The organism is Alteromonas sp. ABH4_454 (assembly GCF_056311775.1).
Genome location: NZ_CM149972.1, coordinates 3,792,753 through 3,816,328, shown reverse-complemented (window position 1 = coordinate 3,816,328; position 23,576 = coordinate 3,792,753). Strand labels below are relative to the sequence as shown.

22 protein-coding genes are annotated in these 23,576 nt (G+C 45.7%); 21 read left to right on the top strand and 1 reads right to left on the bottom strand.

Features of this window, described 5'->3' with window-relative positions; genetic code table 11:
- The first annotated feature begins 21 nt into the window (after positions 1-21).
- Positions 22-1,866 (top strand): protein translocase subunit SecD, encoded by a 1,845-nt coding sequence (secD, locus tag ACYX4W_RS16715; RefSeq protein WP_476073899.1) that lies wholly within the window; start codon positions 22-24, stop codon positions 1,864-1,866.
- Between the two features lie 10 nt (positions 1,867-1,876).
- The gene (gene secF / locus ACYX4W_RS16710) at positions 1,877-2,818 is read left to right on the top strand and encodes a protein translocase subunit SecF (RefSeq protein ID WP_476073898.1); all 942 of its coding nucleotides are present in this window, start codon (positions 1,877-1,879) and stop codon (positions 2,816-2,818) included.
- Between the two features lie 156 nt (positions 2,819-2,974).
- Here the strand turns inward: secF and suhB are convergent, their stop codons facing one another.
- Positions 2,975-3,751: an inositol-1-monophosphatase gene (suhB, locus tag ACYX4W_RS16705; protein WP_474855407.1), complete on the bottom strand. Its 777-nt coding sequence runs from the start codon at positions 3,749-3,751 to the stop codon at positions 2,975-2,977.
- A 255-nt stretch (positions 3,752-4,006) separates the two neighbouring features.
- On the opposite strand from suhB, the gene trmJ reads away from it, so the two are divergent.
- The 19 genes from trmJ to hisS all read left to right on the top strand — a co-directional run bounded on the left by trmJ (position 4,007) and on the right by hisS (position 23,576).
- On the top strand, positions 4,007-4,771 hold the full coding sequence (gene trmJ / locus ACYX4W_RS16700) for a tRNA (cytosine(32)/uridine(32)-2'-O)-methyltransferase TrmJ (protein WP_476073897.1): 765 nt from the start codon (positions 4,007-4,009) through the stop codon (positions 4,769-4,771).
- A gap of 5 nt (positions 4,772-4,776) precedes the next feature.
- Complete coding sequence (cysE, locus tag ACYX4W_RS16695) at positions 4,777-5,601, top strand: serine O-acetyltransferase (protein WP_474805688.1); 825 nt, start codon at positions 4,777-4,779, stop codon at positions 5,599-5,601.
- Positions 5,602-5,754: 153 nt separating this feature from the next.
- Positions 5,755-7,218, top strand: a complete 1,464-nt coding sequence (locus tag ACYX4W_RS16690; RefSeq protein ID WP_476073896.1) for a flavin-containing monooxygenase — start codon at positions 5,755-5,757, stop codon at positions 7,216-7,218.
- 49 nt (positions 7,219-7,267) lie between these two features.
- Positions 7,268-8,179, top strand: coding sequence for an alpha/beta fold hydrolase (locus tag ACYX4W_RS16685; RefSeq protein WP_476073895.1), 912 nt, complete (start codon positions 7,268-7,270; stop codon positions 8,177-8,179).
- A 247-nt stretch (positions 8,180-8,426) separates the two neighbouring features.
- Positions 8,427-8,912 (top strand): Fe-S cluster assembly transcriptional regulator IscR, encoded by a 486-nt coding sequence (gene iscR, locus ACYX4W_RS16680; protein ID WP_179984062.1) that lies wholly within the window; start codon positions 8,427-8,429, stop codon positions 8,910-8,912.
- Positions 8,913-8,930: 18 nt separating this feature from the next.
- A complete protein-coding gene (locus ACYX4W_RS16675; protein ID WP_476073894.1) occupies positions 8,931-10,097 on the top strand; it encodes an IscS subfamily cysteine desulfurase in 1,167 nt (388 codons plus the stop codon).
- A 466-nt stretch (positions 10,098-10,563) separates the two neighbouring features.
- A complete protein-coding gene (gene sufB / locus ACYX4W_RS16670; protein ID WP_269917414.1) occupies positions 10,564-12,000 on the top strand; it encodes a Fe-S cluster assembly protein SufB in 1,437 nt (478 codons plus the stop codon).
- 3 nt (positions 12,001-12,003) lie between these two features.
- Positions 12,004-12,765, top strand: a complete 762-nt coding sequence (sufC, locus tag ACYX4W_RS16665) for a Fe-S cluster assembly ATPase SufC (RefSeq protein ID WP_474805697.1) — start codon at positions 12,004-12,006, stop codon at positions 12,763-12,765.
- Positions 12,762-14,018 (top strand): Fe-S cluster assembly protein SufD, encoded by a 1,257-nt coding sequence (sufD, locus tag ACYX4W_RS16660; protein WP_476073893.1) that lies wholly within the window; start codon positions 12,762-12,764, stop codon positions 14,016-14,018. Before sufC ends, sufD begins: the two co-directional genes overlap by 4 nt.
- The gene (locus ACYX4W_RS16655) at positions 14,015-15,232 is read left to right on the top strand and encodes an aminotransferase class V-fold PLP-dependent enzyme (protein ID WP_476073892.1); all 1,218 of its coding nucleotides are present in this window, start codon (positions 14,015-14,017) and stop codon (positions 15,230-15,232) included. The genes sufD and ACYX4W_RS16655 overlap by 4 nt, the downstream gene beginning before the upstream one ends.
- A 9-nt stretch (positions 15,233-15,241) precedes the next feature.
- Positions 15,242-15,598, top strand: a complete 357-nt coding sequence (locus ACYX4W_RS16650; protein WP_025255915.1) for a HesB/IscA family protein — start codon at positions 15,242-15,244, stop codon at positions 15,596-15,598.
- 51 nt (positions 15,599-15,649) lie between these two features.
- Positions 15,650-16,183, top strand: coding sequence for a putative Fe-S cluster assembly protein SufT (gene sufT / locus ACYX4W_RS16645; RefSeq protein WP_179984056.1), 534 nt, complete (start codon positions 15,650-15,652; stop codon positions 16,181-16,183).
- A 54-nt stretch (positions 16,184-16,237) separates the two neighbouring features.
- Positions 16,238-16,648 (top strand): SufE family protein, encoded by a 411-nt coding sequence (locus ACYX4W_RS16640; RefSeq protein ID WP_476073891.1) that lies wholly within the window; start codon positions 16,238-16,240, stop codon positions 16,646-16,648.
- 276 nt (positions 16,649-16,924) lie between these two features.
- Entirely contained in the window at positions 16,925-17,356 is a 432-nt protein-coding gene (gene ndk / locus ACYX4W_RS16635; RefSeq protein WP_012519000.1) for a nucleoside-diphosphate kinase, read from the top strand.
- A 307-nt stretch (positions 17,357-17,663) separates the two neighbouring features.
- Entirely contained in the window at positions 17,664-18,782 is a 1,119-nt protein-coding gene (gene rlmN, locus ACYX4W_RS16630; RefSeq protein ID WP_012518999.1) for a dual-specificity RNA methyltransferase RlmN, read from the top strand.
- Between the two features lie 24 nt (positions 18,783-18,806).
- Positions 18,807-19,994: a type IV pilus biogenesis/stability protein PilW gene (pilW, locus tag ACYX4W_RS16625; protein ID WP_476073890.1), complete on the top strand. Its 1,188-nt coding sequence runs from the start codon at positions 18,807-18,809 to the stop codon at positions 19,992-19,994.
- Between the two features lie 6 nt (positions 19,995-20,000).
- Positions 20,001-21,083 carry a RodZ domain-containing protein gene (locus ACYX4W_RS16620; RefSeq protein ID WP_476073889.1) on the top strand — a complete coding sequence of 361 codons (1,083 nt, stop codon included), beginning with the start codon at positions 20,001-20,003 and terminating at the stop codon, positions 21,081-21,083.
- Between the two features lie 8 nt (positions 21,084-21,091).
- Positions 21,092-22,210, top strand: a complete 1,119-nt coding sequence (gene ispG / locus ACYX4W_RS16615) for a flavodoxin-dependent (E)-4-hydroxy-3-methylbut-2-enyl-diphosphate synthase (RefSeq protein WP_461851742.1) — start codon at positions 21,092-21,094, stop codon at positions 22,208-22,210.
- Between the two features lie 82 nt (positions 22,211-22,292).
- Positions 22,293-23,576, top strand: coding sequence for a histidine--tRNA ligase (gene hisS, locus ACYX4W_RS16610; RefSeq protein ID WP_476073888.1), 1,284 nt, complete (start codon positions 22,293-22,295; stop codon positions 23,574-23,576).

The window sequence follows — 23,576 nt, the reverse complement described above, 5'->3', positions numbered from 1 at the left end:
CTGGCACGAAAGGATTATCCAGTGCTAAACAAAAACTCTATTTGGAAAGTACTGAGTGCACTCATTGTTGTTGCAGTGTGTGCACTTTATGCGCTTCCTAACATTTACGGTGAAGACCACGCCGTACAAATCTCAGCAGGCCGTGATGCCGTGGTGACAGATGCCACTGTTGAACAAGTGAAAGCCGCGCTAAGCGAAAAAAACATCTCTCCAAAGCGTGTTGAATTTGAAGGTGAACAAATTTTAGTTCGCGTTTCTGATTCAGACACCCAACTAGTTACTCGCGAAACATTAGAAAAAGCCCTTGGCGATGATTATTACGTTGCTATGAACCTTGCTCCGGACACGCCAGAGTGGCTTGAAGGTTTAGGTGGCGCGCCAATGAAGCTAGGCCTTGACCTTCGCGGTGGTGTTCACTTCTTAATGGAAGTGGACATGACAGAAGTGATTACCAAGTCTCTTGAAGATGCAGAGAGCGGTTTCCGTACTTCATTACGTGAAGAAGGTATTCGCTATCGTGGCGTAAAGCAGGTGGACGATCATATCGACATTACTTTTCGCGATGAAGACACACTTGATAAAGCCGAGTTCTTTCTGCGTAACCAAAGTCGCGACCTTACTTTTAACCAGGTGGACGACTTAACACTTCGCGCTATTTTCGCTGAAAGCAAGCTTCAAGAAATTCGCGACAACGCGGTTAAGCAAAACATTACCATAATTCGTAATCGTGTAAACCAACTTGGTGTGGCTGAGCCGCTTGTACAAAAGCAAGGTGCTGATCGCATCGTTGTGCAGCTTCCAGGTATTCAAGACACCGCCCGTGCGAAAGAGATTCTTAATGCCACAGCAACACTAGAATTTCGCATGGTGGACCAGAAGAACGATATCCGTGATGCATTGAACGGCCGCGTTCCTCCTGGCTCTCAAGTGATTGAAGATCAGCAAGGCATTCCTCAGCTGCTTGAAAAGCGCATTATGCTTACTGGTAGCCACATTATTGATGCGAATAGCGGTGTTGATGAATATGGTCTTCCAAATGTAAACATCTCGCTAGATTCTGAAGGCGGTAACAAAATGTCTCGCTCAACCCGCGGCAACATTGGTAAGCCAATGGCTACGGTCTTTATCGAGTACAAATCTACCGGTGAGCGAAATGATGACGGTAAGCTTGTATTTGAAAAGCATGAGCAAGTCATCTCAGTTGCCACTATTCGTGCGCAACTTGGCAGCAAATTCCAAATTACGGGTCTTGATTCACCGAAAGAAGCGCGTGATTTAGCGTTACTACTTCGTGCGGGTGCACTTATTGCGCCTATTCAAATCGTTGAAGAGCGTACGGTTGGGCCAAGCTTAGGTAAAGAAAACATTGAACTGGGTATGCAGGCTATTATGTATGGTCTGGCAGCGGTACTTGTTTTCATGTTGATTTACTACAAAGCGTTTGGCGTGGTAGCCAACATCGCTCTTATCACAAACCTAGTCATGATTGTGGGCATTATGTCGATGATCCCTGGGGCAACACTTACGCTTCCGGGTATGGCAGGTATTGTACTAACCGTCGGTATGGCGGTGGATGCAAACGTGCTAATTTTCGAACGTATTCGAGAAGAGCTTCGTGAGGGTCGCAGTCCACAACAAGCCATCCATCAAGGTTACGACAGCGCGTTCTCCACCATCTTGGATGCGAATATCACTACTTTCCTTGCTGGTCTAATTCTGTTTGCAGTGGGTACCGGCCCAATCAAAGGCTTCTCTATTACGCTAATGATTGGTATCGCAACGTCTATGTTTACCGCTATCTTAGTTACTCGCGTTATTGTTAACGCAGTATGGGGTGGTAAACGTCTAGAGAAATTAGCGATTTAAGGAGTAAAAAATGCAGTTATTAAAATTATCCGAAACCGTTAATTTCATGCGCCTGCGCATTCCTGCGATGGTGCTGTCGACAATACTTATTATCGGCTCGTTCGTTTCTTTAGGTGTCAATAGCCTTAACTGGGGTTTAGACTTCACAGGCGGTACGCTTATTGAAGTTGGCTATGAAGACGCAGCCGATTTAGAAGGCATTCGTGTTCAGCTTAATGAATCGAACTTCGAAGATGCTATCGTGCAAAACTTTGGAAGCAGCCAAGACGTATTGATACGTATAGCGCCACGTGATGGTGTTAAAGCTGTGACTATCGGTGAGCAAGTACTTGCTGCTTTGCGCGCGGACGGTACAGCGGTTGATATGCGTCGTATTGAATTTGTAGGGCCTAACGTTGGTGAAGAACTTACCGAGCAGGGCGGCCTTGCGATGCTAGTGGCCCTACTGTGTATCTTAGTATACGTAGCCATGCGATTTGAATGGCGATTTGCTTTAGGGTCGGTTTCGGCGCTTGCTCACGACGTTATCCTTACGCTAGGTTTATTTTCGGTACTTCAAATCGAATTTGACCTTACTGTACTTGCAGCGGTACTCGCGGTAATTGGTTATTCACTTAACGATACTATTGTTGTTTGTGACCGTATTCGTGAGAACTTCCGCAAAATTCGTAAAGGCGAGCCTGTTGAGATTATCAATATCTCGCTAACGCAAACCCTAAACCGTACTATCATCACCTCATTAACCACGGTGTTGGTATTGGTCGCATTATTCTACAAGGGTGGTGCGTTAATTCACGGATTTGCCACTGCCTTGTTGTTCGGTGTAGTAGTAGGTACTTACTCGTCTGTCTATATTGCGAGTTCAGTAGCGCTTGCGTTGGGCATCAGCAAAGAAGACCTAATGCCACCACAAGTGGAAAAGGAAGGCGCAGATTTAGATCCTATGCCTTAGTCCTATCTTCGTGATACGTACAAAAAGCCGCATCTATGATGCGGTTTTTTTATGCCAAATGGCTACAAAAAAGACGCCATTAATAGCGCCTTTACTCAATGTTCTAATGTGGGTTCAGTCCCAATCTGCGTAGCAAAATCTTACTTAAGATGCTTCTTACTTAAGATGTTTAACTAGGCCTTGAACAACCTTCACGCTACCAGCAACAATTTCGCCTTTGTGAAGCGGATCGTTTCCGCCTTTAAAGTCTGTTACCAAACCGCCAGCTTCACGAACAATAAGCTCACCTGCTGCGATATCCCAAGATTTAATGCCGCGCTCCCAGTAACCGTCGTGGCGGCCCGCTGCAACGTAAGCAAGGTCTAGTGCTGCGCTACCTGCACGGCGAATATCACCCACTTCGTGGAAAATCTTGTTTAGGCTTAAAGCGTATTCGCCAAACTGAGCTTTGTTTTTGAAAGGCAGGCCAGTAGCAATAATGGTTTCAGTAAGATCACGTGGTTTAGAAGCACGAATACGGTAGCCGTTTAGCTGTGCACCTTGACCACGGCTTGCGGTAAATAATTCGCTGCGAATTGGGTCGAAAACAACCGCTTGGTCTAGACGACCTTTGTGAAGAAGTGCAATTGAAACGGCAAAGTGAGGAATGCCTTTTACAAAATTAGTGGTGCCATCTAGCGGATCGATAATCCACTGATAGTCAGTTTCTGTACCTAGAACTTCACCCGCTTCTTCACCTAGGAAGCAATGGTTCGGGTAAGACTGCTGAATTTTGGCAATAATTGCTTGTTCCGCTTCTTTATCAACTTGAGTAACGAAGTCGTTTAAGCCTTTTGACTCTGTCGCTACTTCATTATGTTTTTCAAAACCACGAACAATAACTGTTCCAGCCGCACGCGCAGCGCGCACCGCAATATTCAGCATAGGATGCATAGATAAACCACCAATTGTAAAAGACCAATGAAACAAACCAGCTGTATAAAAAATAGCTAGTTGCTTTCGAAAACGGGCGGAGTCTACCAGAATCTATGTGCGATGCAAATGAAATCCCAGCACAATAGCGTGAATAGCCATCTATACTGCCGCTGTGTTAAACTTCACGCCATTAAGGTCTTAAAGGTAGTACGACAAAACCGCATATTATCGAATTAAAGACGCTATCCAAATAAGTACGTAGGTATTACACGCATGCTCGAGAATATTCGCATTATTTTAGTTAACACGTCTCACACGGGAAACATCGGCTCGACAGCAAGAGCTATGAAAACCATGGGGCTGAGCAGCTTATATCTTGTCGACCCAGTAAATGAGCCAGACGGCCAAGCCAGTGCATTGGCGGCAGGGGCTGGTGATGTGCTTGCTAACGCGAAAATTGTAAGCACGCTGGAAGAGGCAGTTAAAGACTGTGGCTTGGTAGTAGGGACGTCTGCACGCTCTCGCACTCATTCATGGCCTATGTTAGGCCCGCGCGACTGTGGCGAGAAGCTGGTCCAAGAAGTAGAAAAGTACCCGGTAGCCTTGGTTTTTGGGCGTGAGAACAGTGGTTTAACGAATGAAGAGCTGCAGCAGTGTCACTTCCATATGTGTATTCCAGCCAACCCTGAATACAGCTCACTTAATTTAGCAGTTGCAGTGCAAACCCTTTGTTATGAAATTCGCATGGCCTATCTAAATCGCGAAACATACCCAAGCGTTGAGGAAGAATATCCACTGAATGACGATTTAGAGCGTTTTTATACGCATTTGGAAACTACGCTGGAAGGCACGTCTTTTATACGTAAAAGCCACCCAGGTGTGGTAATGACTAAGCTACGCCGCTTGTTTAACCGAGCACGCCCTGAGTCTCAAGAGCTTAATATATTACGCGGTATATTGGCGTCTATCGATAAATCGGTGAAGAATGCTAACTCAGGCGATGCAGACCCTGCACCAGCGATAGAAGAAAAAGAGTAAACACTATGTTCGCCCGTATAAAAGATGATATTCAAGGTGTTTTTCATCGCGACCCTGCGGCCAGAAATACCTTTGAAGTGCTAACCAACTATCCTGGCCTTCATGCAGTGTGGCTGCATCGAATTAGTCACAAATTGTGGAAGGCAGAATGGAAATGGTTGGCACGTACTTTATCAACGTTTAGTCGTTGGCTTACGGGCATTGAAATTCATCCAGGGGCAACGTTGGGACGCCGGGTATTTATCGACCACGGTATGGGCGTAGTTATCGGTGAAACCGCAGAAATTGGCAATGATGTTACTCTATACCATGGGGTGACTCTTGGCGGTACTAGCTGGAAAGCCGGCAAGCGCCATCCAACCCTTAAGAACGGCGCAGTGGTCGGGGCGGGGGCTAAAGTCTTAGGGCCGATTACCATTGGTGAAAACGCCAAAGTAGGGTCTAATTCGGTAGTAGTTAAAGATATTCCAGACGGCGCTACAGCAGTTGGCATTCCCGGTCGTATCATTATTTCTAAGCAAAGAGAGTCGAATGCCACGGTAAATCCTCAGCGCGATAAAATTGCTCAGAAATATGGTTTTGATGCCTATGCAGTCGCGCCAGATAACCCTGATCCGGTGGCCAATGCTATGGGAGTTATGCTAGAGCATATGCATCAAATGGATACGAAAGTGGAAGAGATGTGCAAGGTCATTCAGTCATTGGGTGGCGATGTGTGTACCGATAATTTACACAACATTAGCGCTGAAGATTTCGCGGATACGGGCTTTGATTTAACCGAGACTCAAGAGCGCGAAAAAGCCCACTCTTCCTTCGACCCAGCAATTTAAAACTTAAGCCCTATTTGATTCTAATAGGGCAACAGATAGTCCGCTACCACACTACAACAGTGATTAAAAGTCTGCTTTTACAATAATTTAACATCTTTATTGACTCGCGTAAGACTCCAACATACATTGTGATAACGTTATTTATGACTTTTCATGGATGTTATGCAGAGCGAGTTACCACTTTTAGACGTTTTGATCGTAGGAGCGGGTATTTCGGGTATCGGTTGCGCCTACCACATTCAAAAAAAATGTCCTGACCTTTCCTATTCTATTATAGAAGCCCGCGGTGATTTGGGCGGCACATGGGACTTATTCAAATATCCGGGAATACGCTCAGACTCTGATTTATTCACCTTTGGTTATGACTTCAAGCCGTGGAAAGAGAAAAAAGCCATTGCTGATGGTCGTTCAATAAAGGCTTATGTTGAAGAAACTGCGGCTGAAAACGGTATTAAAGAGAACATACGTTTTTTAACTCGTGTGGTGGTTATAGACTGGCAAAGCGATAAGAAATATTGGCGAGTAACGTTAAAGTCAGAAGAAAGCGGGCAGCATGAGCACATTGCCGCCAGGTGGATATTTAATGCTTCGGGTTATTATCGATACGATAAAGGTTATGCACCACATTTCAAAGGGCAATCACAATTTAACGGTCAGATTGTACATCCACAGCATTGGCCTGAAGATCTGGAATACGAAAACAAACGCGTAGTGGTAATCGGAAGCGGTGCAACGGCGGTAACGCTGGTTCCCGCTCTAGCGAAAAGCGCATCGCACGTGACTATGCTGCAAAGAACGCCATCCTACGTATTGCCTGTGCCCGTAGATGACCCAATCGCAAAACATTTACGCGCGTGGTTTAGCGAGGATACAGCGTTTAAAGCTGCGCGTTGGTTTAACATAGCGAAACAACGTTGGGTGTACGCGTTTTGTCAGCGCTTTCCACATTGTGCGCGCAAAATAATACGTAGTCTTAATGCAAAAATGTTACCCGAAGGATATCCAGTAGATATACACTTTAATCCACCTTACAATCCTTGGGAGCAGCGACTGTGTGCAGTTCCAGGTGGAGATTTATTCGAGGCAATTTCCAAAGGTAAGGCGTCGGTTGCAACAGATACTATAGATACGTTTACTGAAACGGGCATTAAACTTAATTCAGGCCAGCATATTGAAGCAGATATTATAGTAACAGCCACTGGACTAAACCTTCTGCCTTTAGGAGGGATAGTACCAAAAATTGATGGTGAAACTGTTTCGCTTCCAGAATGCATCACGTATAAAGGTATGTTACTCAGTGGCGTACCTAATTTTGCTATTGCGGTGGGCTATACAGCTTCATCGTGGACACTAAAAATTGGCCTTCTATGTGAACATTTCACGCGATTGCTCAATCATATGGAAGAGCACGGCTTTACACAGTGTACACCTATAGCAGACCCAAATATGGAAACGCAGCCGTTGCTAAACTTTGGTGCTGGCTACATCCAACGCTCATTAGAACAGTTGCCACGTCAAGGCATGCAGTTTCCTTGGTCTATGTCGTTCAATTATGCACAAGACGTGAAGATTTTTCGGAAAGGTCGTGTAGACGATCCAGCTCTTAAGTTTGAATAGAAATTTCAATAGACGCACACTTTCTTTTATTAAATCAAGAGAGCTTTAAATGAGTTTAGCCCAGCATCATGAGCAATACGTAACGCTTAAAAGCGGTGATAGGTTTTGCTATGCCGAACATGGTGTCGGAAATATCGATACCATTGTACTTATTGCGGGTTTAGGTCTTCAGTTAGTTTATTGGCCAAACGCGCTTATTGAGCGTTTAGTTGCTAGTGGATTTCGCGTTATTTGCTTTGACAATCGTGATGCGGGAAGGTCAGTACGCAGCGACACACCGCATCCTTCACTTCTTCAGCAACTAATAGGGAAGGCTCCTAGCGGAGCTTACGGACTGGAGCGCATGGCTGAAGATACTGCCCAGCTTTTGGAGGCGCTAAATATTGAAAGCGCACATGTTGCTGGAATGTCTATGGGAGGGATGATTGCTCAAACACTGGCGAGCCTTTACCCCGAAAAAGTGCAATCTATGACGTCTATTTTCTCTACCACTGGGAGCCGAAAAGTTGGTCAGCCGTCGTATTCAACGCTATGGCGTTTAGCAAGAGCAAAAGCACCAGTAAGCGAAAATGACGCGGTCAGAAATTATGAAGCTATGATGACCCATATAGGCGATGCAGCGTCAGAAGATGCAATAAATCAATGGCACCAGTATGCGAAATTAGCATGGCAGCGCAATGGTGGTAAGAGTGATGCAAAAGCCCTGTTTCGGCAAATTGGTGCAATCATTAAATCAGGTGACCGAACGCCAATGCTTAGAAACGTCAAAGCACCGACCTTAGTGATACACGGCGATGTTGATCACATGGTGCACCCCAGTGGTGGTGTTGCAACAGCCAGAGCGATATCAGGTGCTAAACATCAAGTACTGCGCGGATTGCGCCATCAAATAGATACCATTCAATCACATCGGATAGCAGACAGTATCCTTGCTCATATACACTTGCATGCAAACAAGTAGCGCTGCTGGTCGACGTGATTTTTCACCTGAAGAATAAACGATCCCTTAGCATTTAGGACAAGAGATACCACGCAAATTTAGCGCCTATTAGCGCTTATTTTGATGGAGCTGAAACGAAACAAAACCCTTGATGTACAAAAGCGATTACACGCATCAATAATACCTGACTAGTTTACTAGGTCTTATACTTGACCATTTTAGTCGGGTATGTGAAAATTCCCGCACTACAAAACGGCGGGAGAATCCAATGAAACTCACTTCTAAAGGGCGCTATGCGGTTACCGCAATGCTTGATGTCGCTTTGCACTCAAAGCGTGGTCCAGTGCCTCTTGCCGATATTTCAGAACGACAAGAAATTTCCTTATCTTATTTAGAGCAGCTATTTTCTCGGCTGCGTAAAGAACAACTGGTAGACAGTGTTCGCGGGCCCGGTGGCGGTTATTTGCTGGGCCGGGAAGCAAGTGATATTGCGATAGGCGAAGTTATTCGCGCCGTCGACGAGTCTATTGATGCTACGCGCTGTCAGGGGCAAGCCGATTGCCAAGGCGGCGATCGTTGTTTAACCCATAGCTTATGGCAAGACCTAAGCGACCGTATTGCCGCATTTTTAAATTCGATCACGCTTGGTGAATTAATGGCTAAGCGCGATGTTCAGGAAGTGGCTGGTCGCCAGGACGGTAATGCATCACTTCGTCATATCACTAAAGATATAGAAGTCAGTATTCAACTTTAAATTGGTATTGAGTGACATATGGCTTTATCAACACCCATTTACTTAGATTACGCAGCAACGACCCCGGTAGACCCAAGTGTGGCCGAGGCGATGGCAAAATGCTTAACGCTTGAAGGTAACTTTGGTAATCCGGCTTCTCGTAGCTACCGCTTCGGCTGGATGGCTGAAGAAGCGGTAGATGTTGCTAGAAATCAAATTAGCGACGCGCTGAATTGCGACCCCAGAGAGATTGTTTTTACCTCGGGCGCAACTGAGTCAAATAACCTCGCTATTAAAGGTATTGCGCAAGGCTATGCTGACAAAGGCAAGCATATTATTACTGTAAATACCGAGCACAAAGCGGTATTGGATACTTGTGAGTACCTAGAAAAGCAGGGCTTTGATGTTACCTATCTTGAAGTACAGTCAGACGGGTTAATTGATTTAAACGAACTCGAAAACGCGCTACGCGACGACACTATCTTAGTATCGGTCATGCATGTGAACAACGAGTTAGGCGTTATCCAAGACATCGAAGCCATTGGGCAACTTTGTCGCGACAAGGGCGTGTTTTTTCACATAGATGGCGCGCAGAGTGTGGGCAAGATAGCGATTGATTTGTCAGAGCTTCCGGTAGATTTACTGTCTATATCCGCCCATAAGATTTATGGTCCGAAAGGAATGGGGGCCTTATATGTGCGTCGCCGCCCTAAAATCAATTTGGTGGCACAGATTCATGGCGGTGGACACGAGCGTGGCATGCGTTCAGGTACCTTAGCCACCCATCAAATTGTTGGAATGGGTGAAGCCATCGCACTGGCGTCGTCAAAAATGGAAGAGGACAGTGCGCGCATATTAAAGCTGCGTGAATCGCTGTGGCAGGGCCTGCAACAACTTGACGATATTTATTTAAACGGGCATGCCACGCAGCGCATACCTGGCATATTAAATGTAAGTTTCGCGGGTGTAGATGGCGAAAGCTTGATGATGGGCTTAAATGATATTGCCATATCGTCAGGGTCGGCGTGTACTTCAGCAAGTTTAGAACCCTCATATGTGCTAAAAGCCATTGGCCGCAGCAACGAATTGGCGCATGCAGGGATCAGATTCAGCGTAGGGCGTTTTACGACCCAAGAAGACATTGATTACGTAGTAAACAAAGTCGTTGATGTGACAACGCGACTGCGCCAAGCGGTTGTTGCTTAAACGCTTTAATAGTCGTTTAGCTAGGTGTTTGACTAAGCGCTAAAAACAGAGCTTAGTGTAGAGCCTGATCAACCGTTTGAGCGTAGATTTGAGCAAGCGTTATTGTTCGGGACAAGGCGTGGGTTGTGTTAACACATTCTATTGATTTTAGGGAATGTGGACGAAAATTAATGCGAGCTTGAAGAAAATGGAGCTTCAAGCAGCGTTTAGAACATGTAAGTAGCCATAAATTAGTGGCTGAATATTTGAGTGAAATAGTCGGGTATTATATACTACGGCACCAAAAATTTTAGGCTGTCCGCATGTAACTGGCAGTTTCAACAATTTTGTGGGGGATAAGCCCAACTAAATAAGGTTGTTGAAGTTGAAGATTTACATAAATTACCAAGACCGTGGGGTAATTTATTCGCCAGTTGAGTAGAAAGAATAGTGGCAGCAAATGCAGGCAAACAAGTGAGATCCCAACATGAGTGAACAGATCGAACAGGCGTTAGAAAGAAAGTACGATGCAGGTTTCTATTCAGAAATCGAATCTGAAACGTTTGAGAGCGGCCTGGACGAGTCGGTTATCCGCCGCATATCAGCAATGAAAAACGAGCCTGAATGGATGCTTGAATGGCGCTTGAAGTCTTACCATGCATGGCTAGAGATGGAAGAGCCAGACTGGGCGCACGTCGACTATCCAAAAATTGACTATCAAGCCATCTCTTACTACTCGGCACCAAAGAGCATGAAAGATAAACCTCAGTCGTTAGACGAGGTGGACCCAGAGTTACTACGCACCTACGAAAAACTGGGTATTCCGCTGCACGAACAAGAAATGCTAGCGGGCGTTGCTGTAGATGCGGTATTCGATTCGGTATCAGTAGTTACAACATTCCGTGAGAAGCTTGAAGAAGCAGGCGTTATTTTCTGCCCAATTTCTGAAGCAGTTCAGAAATATCCAGACCTTGTTAAAAAATACATTGGCTCAGTGGTTCCGCGTACTGACAACTATTTCGCCGCGCTAAACAGCGCCGTATTTACTGATGGTTCATTTGTTTATATTCCAAAAGGCACACGTTGCCCAATGGAGCTTTCTACTTATTTCCGAATAAACGAAATGAACACTGGTCAGTTCGAGCGTACCTTAATCGTCGCCGATGAAGGCAGCTACGTAAGCTACCTTGAAGGTTGTACTGCTCCGCAACGCGATGAGAACCAGCTGCACGCGGCAGTGGTAGAGCTTGTTGCGATGGACGATGCCCAAATTAAGTACTCAACGGTACAAAACTGGTATCCAGGCGACGAGAACGGTAAAGGTGGTATCTACAATTTCGTGACTAAACGTGGTGTAGCGCATACCAATGCTAAAATATCTTGGACACAGGTAGAAACCGGCTCTGCGGTTACGTGGAAGTACCCAAGCTGTGTACTTAAAGGCGACAACAGTGTAGGTGAATTCTATTCAGTAGCGCTAACACGCGGTCGCCAGCAAGCTGATACCGGTACTAAGATGATCCACGTGGGTAAAAATACCAAGTCGACCATCATCTCTAAAGGTATCTCAGCGGGTAACAGCAATAACGCCTATCGTGGTTTAGTCCAAATGGGCCCGCGTGCAGACGGTGCACGTAACTTCACCGAGTGTGACTCGTTACTTATCGGTGACAAGTGTGGCGCGCATACGTTCCCGTATATAGAAAGCCGTAATCCTTCCGCTATTGTTGAGCACGAAGCAACAACATCGAAGGTGAGCGACGAACAATTATTTTTGTGTCAGCAACGTGGCTTAGACACAGAGAAAGCCGTTTCTATGATCGTTAACGGTTTCTGTAAAGAAGTATTCAAAGAGCTGCCAATGGAATTTGCCGTAGAAGCCGGCAAGCTGCTCGAAATTAGTCTTGAAGGTTCAGTGGGGTAATCAATGCTTAGTATCAAGAATTTACATGCCAGCGTGGAAGAGAAAAACATCATTAAAGGTCTTAACCTTGAAGTTAAACCTGGTGAAGTACACGCTATCATGGGTCCCAACGGAGCCGGTAAAAGTACACTAGGTTACGTACTATCTGGCCGTGACGGTTATGAAGTTAGCGAAGGCGAAGCCATGCTTAATGGCAAAGACCTACTTGAGCTTGAAGTGGAAGAGCGTGCCCGCGAAGGCCTTTTCCTTGCATTCCAATATCCAGTAGAAATTCCTGGCGTTAGCAACATGGAATTTATGAAAGAGTCGGTAAACGCTATGCGCGAAGAGCGTGGCGAAGAGCCTCTATCGGCTGCTGAGTTCCTTAAAAAAGCTAAAGAAGCCTGTAAGCAAGTTCAGCTTCCACTAGACTTCCTAAAGCGTGGTGTGAACGAAGGTTTCTCTGGTGGTGAGAAGAAGCGTAACGAAATCATGCAAATGATTTTGCTAGAGCCAAAGCTTTGCATTCTAGATGAATCTGATTCAGGCCTTGACGTTGATGCGTTACAGGTTGTTGCAGATGGCGTTAACAGCCAGCGCGACGGCGAGCGTAGCTTCATCGTTGTTACTCACTATCAGCGTCTTCTTGACTACATTAAGCCTGACTTTGTGCACATTCTTGCTGACGGCAAAATCGTGAAAAGCGGCGACGCTTCACTTGCACTAGAAGTAGAGAAGAGCGGTTATGCATTTTTAGGTAAGGCGTACGAGGAGGCTGAGGCATGAGTCAATGGCTAGAACAGGTCATTGATAGCGCACAGCGGGACGATTATTTATCGCCCGTGCGTCAACAGGCCTTAACACAGTTAAAAGCTGACGGCTGGCCAGCGCGTAGAAGCGAGAGCTGGCGTTTTACGCCGCTCACGCCTGTAGAAAAGCGTGAAGCGAAACAAGCTGTTCAAGCAGACAGCCTGCCAGTTCCAGCAATAGAAAACCTGAATGCTATCGACTTAATTTTCGTTGATGGTGTATTGGTAACGCAAGTAAACACCTTGAACGTGCCTGCTGGCATGACAATTACGTCGCTTAATACCGACGATGCAGCTACGCAGCAAGCTATTAGCAGTGTCTACGGTCAAGTAAAGCCAACCCGTCATATGTTTGGTTTGGTTAACGACGCGCTTTGCCAACACGGTATATTTATCAGTGTTGAAGCAGGCGTAAAAATCGACACGCCGGTACGCATCGTGAACATGGCTTCACAAAATGTAGACGCTCATACGCGCGTGGTAGTGAAAGTGGCAGCAGGCGCAAGTGCTACTGTTATCGAGCAAGGTTTTGGCGATACGGAAAGTTTAACCACAGCGTTTGCTGAATATGACCTTGCTGATGATGCACACCTAGAGCACTATCGTTTTGCTATGTTTACGGGCAAAGCAAAGCAGCTAGGCGGCAGCCACTTTAAGCTTCATAACCGCACTACGCTTAACAGCACTATGGTGGGCTATGGCAGTGAGCTATCTCGTTTAGACGTAGATATTCACCATGCTGGTGAATTCGCTGACGCGAAAATGAACGCGATTTATCTTCTAGCAGAAGGCGAGCTATTCGACCTTCACTCAACCATTGAGCACGCGATGCCTAATGGTACAACAGAAGAAAACGCGCGCGGTATAGTTGGTGACAAGGCCCGTGCGGTATTTAACGGTCGCATTCATATTCATCGTGACGCGCAAAAAACACTTGCTGAGCTTAATAACCGCAATCTATTGCTATCTCGCCGAGGCGTCATTAATACCAAGCCTGAACTAGAGATTTATGCTGACGACGTGAAATGTGCCCATGGTGCGACTGTGGCAGAGATTGAAGAAGAAGCGCTGTATTACATGCTTACTCGTGGTATTTCGCGTAGTAAAGCACTAGTTATGCTGAACTTCGGTTTTATCCAAGAGCTTATCAACGATGTGCCAAACGTAGCAGTACGTGAGTGGCTTGCGCCTATCTTAAGCGAGCGTTTCGCCCAGATGGAGGTGAAATGAGTTTAGACGTTGCAGCACTTCGTGCCCAGTTTCCTATTTTATCGAAAACGGTAGACGGCAAACCGCTGGTATACCTCGATAACGCGGCAACAACGCAAAAACCACAGGCGGTGATTGACGCCTTGGTAGATTTTTACACGGGTACGAACGCAAACGTGCACCGCGGAGCGCATCATTTATCCGATGAAGCCACGCGCCGCTACGAAAATGCACGTACCAGCGTTGCTACGTTTATTAACGCTAACGTTCGCGAAGAAGTCATTTGGACTGCCGGTACCACCGAAGCTATTAATATTGTCGCTAATGGTTTAAGTCAGCTACTTACTGAAGGCGATGAAGTGATGGTGACCGAACTGGAGCACCACGCTAACTTAGTGACTTGGCAGCAAGCTTGTCGCCGCTCGGGGGCAACGTTAAACGTTGTGCCTATTTTCGATAGTGGTGAGCTTGATGTTGAAGCGTTCGACAGATTGCTGTCTGAAAACACTAAGCTGGTGGCTTTTCCCCATGTATCGAATGCGTTAGGCACGGTTAACCCAATTAAGACACTTACCCAAAAAGCGAAAGCAGTTGGCGCATGGGTATTAGTTGATGGCGCTCAGGGCATTGCTCATGGCGGCGTTGACGTACAAGATATTGGTTGTGATTTTTACGCGTTTTCAGGCCATAAGCTATTTGGTCCAACGGGTATAGGCTGCTTGTGGGGCAAAAAAGAAGTGCTTGAAACCTGGCCAGTATGGCAGGTAGGCGGCGAGATGATCAAAGACGTGACTTACCATGAAGCTACATGGGGTGCATTACCAAACCGCTTAGAAGCTGGCACGCCTAACATTGCTGGCGCCATAGGTATGGGGGCAGCAGTAGATTGGTTTAGTGCCCTTGATATTAATGCGCTGCACGCGCACGAGCAGAAGCTGCTTGCCTACGCTACCCAGCAAGCCGAAGCGCTTGACGGCATGCGTATCATCGGTACTGCACCTAATAAGGTAGGGGTGCTGAGCTTCCTACTTGAAGGTGCGCACCCTGCGGACGTAGGCTTCATTCTGGATAGACAAGGCGTGGCAATTCGTACCGGTGATAACTGTGCACAACCGCTAATGAAACGCTTTGGTATTCCGGGTACTGCCCGTGCGTCGTTCTCAATTTATAATACGCTTGAAGAAGTAGACAGCTTGTTCGCTGCGCTTAAGAAAGCAAAAATGATGTTGGCCTAAGGAGGCATTATGAGTGTTGAAACATTCGTACCTAGTACAAAGCTCATTACGCTAACTGACAGTGCCGTTAAGCATTTCGAAAGTAAGCTTAAAGACAAGCCTGGTCAGTTAATTCGTTTATCAACAAAAGTAAGCGGCTGCACCGGTTATGCTTACGTGCTTGATTTCGCTGATGGCGCACAAGCAGGGGATGAAATTGTAGAGATTTCTCCTATTGTAAATGTGGCTGTCGCAGCCGATGCAACAGACCTTTTGCGTAATACAGAAATCGATTACGTGACTGAAGGTGTGAATGGCATCATCAAGTACAACAACCCTAACGTGGTTGATGAATGTGGGTGTGGCGAGAGCTTCAACGTAGGCTAACGCCTGCGTTCATAGCCCACAACAAGTATTACCAAGAGTACAAAGTCGTTTATGAAGCAAAAAATGGTGACCACCGAGCGTGAATGTAAGGCACGTTTGGTTCCTGCTGGCAATCCCACCGTTATACCTGAAGGTGAGTTTGTTAATATCACGCAAGAGCTAGGTGGTAACTACACCGTAACTTGGCGTGGTAATATGTACCGTATTGACGGTACCGATGCTGGTGCTATTGGCCGTAAAGCCATGACGCTAAGCTTTGACGCTCCCGAAGATGGGAACATCAGTGAGCAGCAAGTGTGGGATGCTTTAGAAACTATCTATGACCCAGAAATTCCAATTAATCTTGTATCGCTCGGCCTTATCTATAAGGTGGATATTGACCAAGCATCTGGTGCCGTAAATATCGATATGACGCTTACAGCACCGGGCTGTGGTATGGGGCCAGTTTTAGTCGGTGATGTGGAATATCGCGTAGCTATGGTGCCTCATGTTAAAAACGTGAACGTTGAATTGGTTTTTGATCCAGCTTGGTCACGAGACATGATGAGTGAAGAAGCACAGCTTGAAGCGGGTTTGTTCTTTTAAGCGGTTAATATACCGCCTACCTATAATTCTTTTTACACAATTACGGAAATAGCAATGCAACTACCTAGCAGTGACGAAATTATTGATGATTTAGCGTTCTTCGACGATTGGGAACAGCGTTATCAGTACATCATTGACTTAGGAAAATCTATTCCGGGTTTACCAGAAGATGCTAAGACGCCTGAACGTCTAGTAAAGGGGTGTCAGAGCAGCGTGTGGTTGGTAGAGTCTTACGACGGTAATAAAATCAACTTTGATGTGGACAGTGACGCTGTTATTGTTCAAGGGTTACTAGCGTTAGTACTTGCCGCCTACAACGACAAAACGCCAAAGGATATTTTGGCGTTTGATATCGACGGCTATTTTGAAGCGTTAGATCTTGAGCGTCATATCACTCTGACCCGAGGCAATGGCTTACGCGCTATCGTAGGTAAAATTCAAGAGCTTGCAAAAGCTAACGCCTAAAACCTTATTGCTGGGTCAGTTATCCAACTTCACGTTAACCACCGGTAGCAGCTATCACCAGTGCAGATATTATTGCTTTAAAATATCTGCCTTCGCACAATAATGTATACACTGTCATCATATTGTCATAGCTAGTGAGTTAATCTGACACTACATTACAAGTAAAAACAATACGTTACGCCTGATTTAAAAAGGCGCTGGTCAAGCCGTTATTAATTGCCTATAATTCGCGGCCAAAATTTAAAGATACATACACAATTTGTTTGGAGAGAGAACATGGCTCTTGAGCGTACTTTTTCGATTATCAAGCCTGATGCGGTAGCTAAAAACGTAATCGGTGCAATTTACAACCGTTTCGAATCTGCAGGTCTTCGCATTGTGGCATCTAAGATGATCCACATGAGCAAAGAGCAAGCAGAAGGCTTCTATGCAGAACACAAAGAGCGTCCTTTCTTCGGCGCACTTGTAGACTTCATGACGTCTGGTCCAGTTATGGTTCAAGTACTAGAAGGCGAAAACGCTGTTCTAGCTAACCGTGAAATCATGGGCGCAACTAACCCAGCTGATGCAGCTGCAGGTACACTACGTTCAGACTACGCTGCGTCAATCGACGAGAACGCAGTTCACGGTTCTGACGCGCCTGAGTCAGCAGCACGTGAAATCGCTTACTTCTTCTCTGAAGAAGAAATCTGCCCACGTACTCGCTAAGATTACGCTGGTAGAAAGAACGGGGCCCTTATGGCCCCGTTTTTGTTTCTGAGCACGTTTTATGCTGCTTTGCTCGGCGCTCATTTAGGCAAGCTAAACCACGCTTCTCGTGCATTGCCAAACTTAACTTTTCTCTGCGTTAAATCGACTTTTTCTCGTATCTCATCTGTGGTAAAATCCGCGCAAATTTTAATCAGCGCAATTCTTTTTCTTAAATGTCGCTCAAGACATAATCGAATCGCTGGTTTATACACCATATTCAGCAGTTAGAGGGGCATCCCTCGAAGGTAAAAGGGTCATCTTATTCATGGCAAAAACTAACTTATTAAACTTAAATCGCGAAGGCTTGCGCAATTTCTTTAAAGAAATGGGCGAGAAACCATTTCGTGCCGACCAGGTAATGAAATGGATTTACCAGCACGGTGTCAGCGATTTTGAGGAAATGAGTAACCTCAACAAAAACCTTCGCGCGATGCTCATTGAAAATTGTGAGATTAAAGCCCCTGAAATCGCTTACTTCCAAGAAGCGAGCGACGGTACTATCAAGTTCGCACTTACCCTTGAAGGCGGCCAGGAAGTTGAGTCAGTTTGGATCCCTGAAACTGATCGGGCGACGTTATGCGTATCGTCGCAAGTCGGTTGTGCGCTAGAGTGTACCTTCTGTTCAACGGCGCAACAGGGCTTCAACCGTAACTTAAGCGTGAGTGAAATTATTGGTCAGGTATGGCGCGTAGCTACTTTCCTTGGCCTTTCTAAAGACTCAAGCAAACGCCCAATCACCAATGTAGTAATGATGGGTATGGGTGAGCCGCTGCTTAATCTTAAAAACGTAGTGCCGGCCATGGACATCATGCTAGATGATTTTGGTTTCGGTCTATCTAAGCGCCGCGTTACGCTAAGTACATCTGGTGTTGTACCTGCACTTGATATGCTGGGCGATCAGATTGATGTCGCACTTGCTATTTCGCTACACGCGCCCACCGACGAACTGCGTAATGAAATTGTACCGGTTAATAAGAAATACAATATCGAAGCATTCTTAGCAGGGGTACGCCGCTACCTAGCTAAATCTAAAGCTAACCAAGGACGCGTAACCGTTGAATATGTAATGCTTTCGAATATTAATGACAGCACTGAGCAGGCGCACCAGCTGGCTAAGGTATTAAAAGATACTCCTAGTAAGATAAATTTAATACCTTTTAACCCATACCCAGGTTCGCCTTACACTTGCTCTAGTAACTCGCGCATCGACAGATTCTCAAAAGTGCTTATGGAATATGGGTTTACCACTGTTGTGCGTAAAACCCGAGGCGATGACATTGACGCGGCATGCGGTCAATTAGTGGGCGATGTTGTAGACAGAACGAAAAGATTGTTAAAAAAACAGGTGAAGGGCGAAGCAATTTCAGTAAAAATGGCCCAATAATCATTAAGATAATAGGGTAATACTATGGTTGCAGGATTGCGAACTTCACTTAGAATTGGATTATTAAGCGCGGTAATGCTCACTGCTGGTTGTGTTAGTAACAGCCAGTCAGGCATGTATGGCGGTGACTTTGATCACGAAGAAGCCGCCAAGACGCGCATGTCTCTTGGTCTTACCTACCTACAAAATAATAACTACACGCAGGCAAAAAAGAACCTCGACAAGGCGCTTGCGTTTAACCCTCGCTCTGCAGATGTTCAGTACGCTATGGCGTATTATTATCAGTTAGTAGGCGATAACTTGCGAGCAGAAGAATATTATAGAACTGCCATTGATTTAGCGCCTGACGATGGGGATATTGCCAATAGCTATGGTGCGTTTAAATGCCAAAATGGTGATTACGATAAAGCCAAAGCGTATTTCTTCGACGCGATTAATAACCGTCTATACGCAAACGCGGCGCAAACCTACGAAAACCTGGCCTTGTGCGCGCAAAGCCAAGGTAAACTTGATGAAGCAATCGGTTACTTTAAAGATGCTTTGCAGCACCAACCGGCCCGCGGTAAGAGTCTATTCTTGTTAAGTGAACTGTATACAGTGTCTGAGCAGTGGGACTTAGCTGAAATAACACTTCAAAAATACCAACGCGTTGCCAAGGTTACCCCAGATTCATTGTGGCTGGCTTATGAAATCGCCAAAGGTCAGAAAGATTTAGAAAAAGCGAAGGGGTATGGCGATATGTTGCTTTCTCTGTTCCCTGAAAGTGAACTTACGAAGCGATATTTGGTTCATCGCGACGCGCTACAAAAGAAAGTCGTAATAAAATCCAAGGCTTCTTCTCCTGATAAAAAGGCAGCACAACCCGCTGTTGAGCAAGAATCTGAAAATGCCGTTCAAAAGCAAACTGGCGAAAGTGCAAGTGAGCCGGCGCCTTCTAATAAAACCGGGATTGATAAGTCAATCGACACCCTAAGTGGTGAGCAAAAGCAGGTTGCCATGGTAGAAGCCGAAGATAGAGAGCAAAATACTGAATTATCTGCGCCTGACGACAAATTCCATGTAGTAAAAGAGGGTGAAAACTTATATCGTATTTCTTTATTGCACAATATCAAAATGGCAACACTGCAAAAGTGGAATAACCTTGAAAATACTGGCCCTATTATTGCTGGTCAGACGCTTTGGTTAGTACCACCAAATACGCAGGAGGAATAAGTTTTAATGGTGTCAGAAGAAAGCGCGAAAGAAGAAGTTACTTCGCAACAACAAGAAAATACGCCAAGCCCAGGGGCAATGCTTAAAGCACGTCGCGAAAAGCTAGGTTTGTCTCAGCAAGATATTGCCGATAAGTTGTTTTTAAAGGCTAAACAAATCAATGATTTAGAAAGTGATGTAATTGACGAGAATTCGTCAGTTACCTTTACTAAAGGCTATGTAAGAAACTATGCCAAACAATTGGGAATGAACTCCCATGCGGTTATTGAGGCATTTGAACGCTTCCACAATCAAACATCAGTACCTTCATCGGAAAAACTACAGAGTTTTTCAAAACGTGTCGCAAAACAGACACACGATGACCGTTGGATGATGGTTACCTATGCGATTTTACTTCTCATCATTGCTGGCGTTGTCGTGTGGTGGTATCAACAGCCAAACGACGACACCGTTGCTGAACTGCCTTTAAATGAGGCTGTAAAGAGAGAGGCGGCAAACACGCCAGTTTCTTCAACTGATGGCACTGTAAATGGAAATTTTGGTGGTGCTGACACTGTACAAGGTGACTTGGCTGACACATCATCAACGGGAAGCTCAGAGCAAGGCTCATCTCAAATCAATGATGTCTCAAATACAGGCTCTGATGACGCTGAATTAGCAGGTGCAAACAGCGATGTAAATGGGCAGGATAATGGTTTTACTCAAAGCGGCGACCTTGACGATGGCGCCATTTCTGCTCCTGACACTGCAGTTGATAGCAGTAACAATATTACTGCAGTAGTAAACGCGGCAGCTAGCGATAATGAAACGTTAGTTGATAACGCTCTTAACACTCAGACTGATGCTGCGCCTATCTCAATGGTTTTTACCTTTGAAGATGACTGTTGGGTTAATATTAAAGATGCCTCTGGCGAGGCTATCGCCTACGGTGTAAAGCAAAAAGGGCGTGTAATGGAAATTCAAGGTGTTCCTCCTGTTGAAGTTACGCTCGGCGCACCGGATAATGTGCGCATATCAGTTAACGGCGACGCTGTTGATATTTCTCCATATCAAAATGGTAGAACAGCTCGTTTTGTACTTCCTTTATAGGTAATTAGATGTTTGCAGAAAGCCCTATTAAGCGCCGAAAGTCTACGCGTATTAATGTAGGTAACGTTCCCATTGGTGATGGTGCTCCCATTGCTGTTCAATCTATGACAAATACCCGCACCACAGATGTGGCTGCGACTGTCGATCAAATAAACCGTATTGTTGCTGTGGGCGGCGAAATTGTTCGCGTATCGGTACCCACTATGGAAGCCGCTGAAGCCTTTAAAGAAATTAAGCAGCAGGTAAGTGTACCACTTGTTGCAGACATTCATTTTGACTACCGCATTGCGCTTAAAGTAGCTGAATACGGCGTAGATTGTTTGCGGATAAACCCGGGTAATATTGGCAATATGGAGCGTGTACGTTCGGTTGTCGATTGCGCAAAAGATAAAAACATTCCTATCCGAATTGGTGTTAATGGCGGTTCTCTAGAAAAAGATTTACAAGAAAAGTATGGCGAGCCCACGCCAGAAGCCCTTGTTGAGTCGGCTATGCGCCATGTGGATATTTTAGATAAACTCAATTTTGACCAGTTCAAAGTTAGCGTTAAAGCATCTGATGTTTTTCTTGCGGTCGGTGCATACCGCCTATTGGCGCAAAAAATTGATCAACCTTTGCACTTAGGTATTACTGAAGCTGGCGGTCAGCGCGCAGGTGCCGTGAAGAGTGCGGTTGGGCTAGGTATGCTTCTTGCCGAAGGTATTGGCGATACCCTTCGTGTTTCGTTAGCGGCCGACCCAGTAGAAGAGATTAAAGTTGGCTTTGATATTCTAAAGTCACTTCGTATTCGTTCCCGTGGTATCAACTTTATTGCTTGCCCCAGTTGTTCTAGACAAGAGTTTGATGTAATCGGCACCGTAAACGCGCTAGAGCAACGATTAGAAGATATTCTTACACCAATGGACGTGTCTATCATCGGTTGCGTGGTCAATGGTCCTGGCGAGGCCGAAGTGTCTGATCTGGGACTTACAGGTGCGCGCAATATGAGCGGTCTTTACGAAGACGGAAAGCGCGTAAAAGAGCGCCTTCCAAACGATGATTTGGTCGATAAGCTAGAAGCTAAAATTCGCGCCAAGGCATCGCGTATGAGTGAACAAAATAAAATTCAGGTATCAGTCAAAGACTAAGGCATTTTTTGTTCATTGTTGTTTACTCCCAAAGCCCCTATAATGCGGGGCTTTTCACTATTTAGCAGTATGAGAATTTCACGTGGCTAAGACTATTCAGGCAATTCGAGGCATGAATGACTGCCTACCGGAGATTTCCGGTACATGGCAGAAGGTAGAATCTGTACTTCGTCAAACGGTGGCGAGTTACGGTTACCAAGAAATACGCACACCCATCGTTGAAAGCACCGACTTATTCAAACGTTCTATCGGAGAAGTGACCGATATCGTTGAGAAAGAAATGTATACCTTCGAAGATAGAAACGGCGACAGCTTAACGCTGCGTCCAGAAGGTACGGCAAGTTGTGTGCGTGCAGGAAACGAACATGGTTTATTGTACAACCAGCAGCAGCGCTTGTGGTACATGGGGCCCATGTTCAGACATGAACGCCCACAGAAAGGTCGCTATCGCCAGTTCCATCAGTTCGGTGTAGAAACTTATGGCATGGATGGGCCTGACATCGATTTAGAAGTTATTCTTCTTAGCGCACGTTTTTGGAAAGCGTTTGGTATCGAACAACATGTAAAGCTGCAATTAAATACCTTAGGTTCAAACGAAGCGCGTGCGGCTTATCGCGATACGCTGGTTGAATTTTTAAAAGAGCGTGCAGACCAACTAGACGAAGATTCATTGCGTCGACTTGAAACAAATCCACTTCGCGTACTCGATTCTAAGAACCCTGATGTTCAAGCTGCTATTGCCGATGCGCCAGCGCTAATCGATCACCTCGATGAAGAATCTAAAGCACACTTTGATACGCTGTGTTCGCGCTTAACCCAAGCAGGCATCGAGTTCGAAATAAATCCTCGCTTAGTACGCGGGTTAGATTATTACAACCGTACTGTGTTTGAATGGGTTACCGATAGCCTAGGTGCACAAGGTACAGTATGTGCTGGCGGTCGTTACGATGGTTTAGTAGAGCAATTAGGCGGTAAAGCGACACCTGCGGTAGGCTTTGCTATGGGTATCGAACGTTTGGTACTGTTGCTGACAACACTAACCGAAGAAGGTCAGGATACGAGCTTTGCCGACGTATATGTAACCGCAATGGGTGATGAAGCGCAGTCGTATGCTATTGAAGTGTCGGAACATCTTCGAAATACGCTTCCCAATACTCGCATTATGATGCATTGTGGCGGCGGAAACTTTAAGAAACAATTGAAACGTGCAGATAAAACGGGCGCACGTTTGGCGCTGCTTTTAGGTAATGATGAAATGCAGTCTCGCGAAGTGGGTGTTAAACCAATGCGCGACGGTCAAGAACAAGTTACGGTCAGCTTTGATGCCTTATCTGATAAGGTTGCAGAGATGCTGAGCGCAAAATAA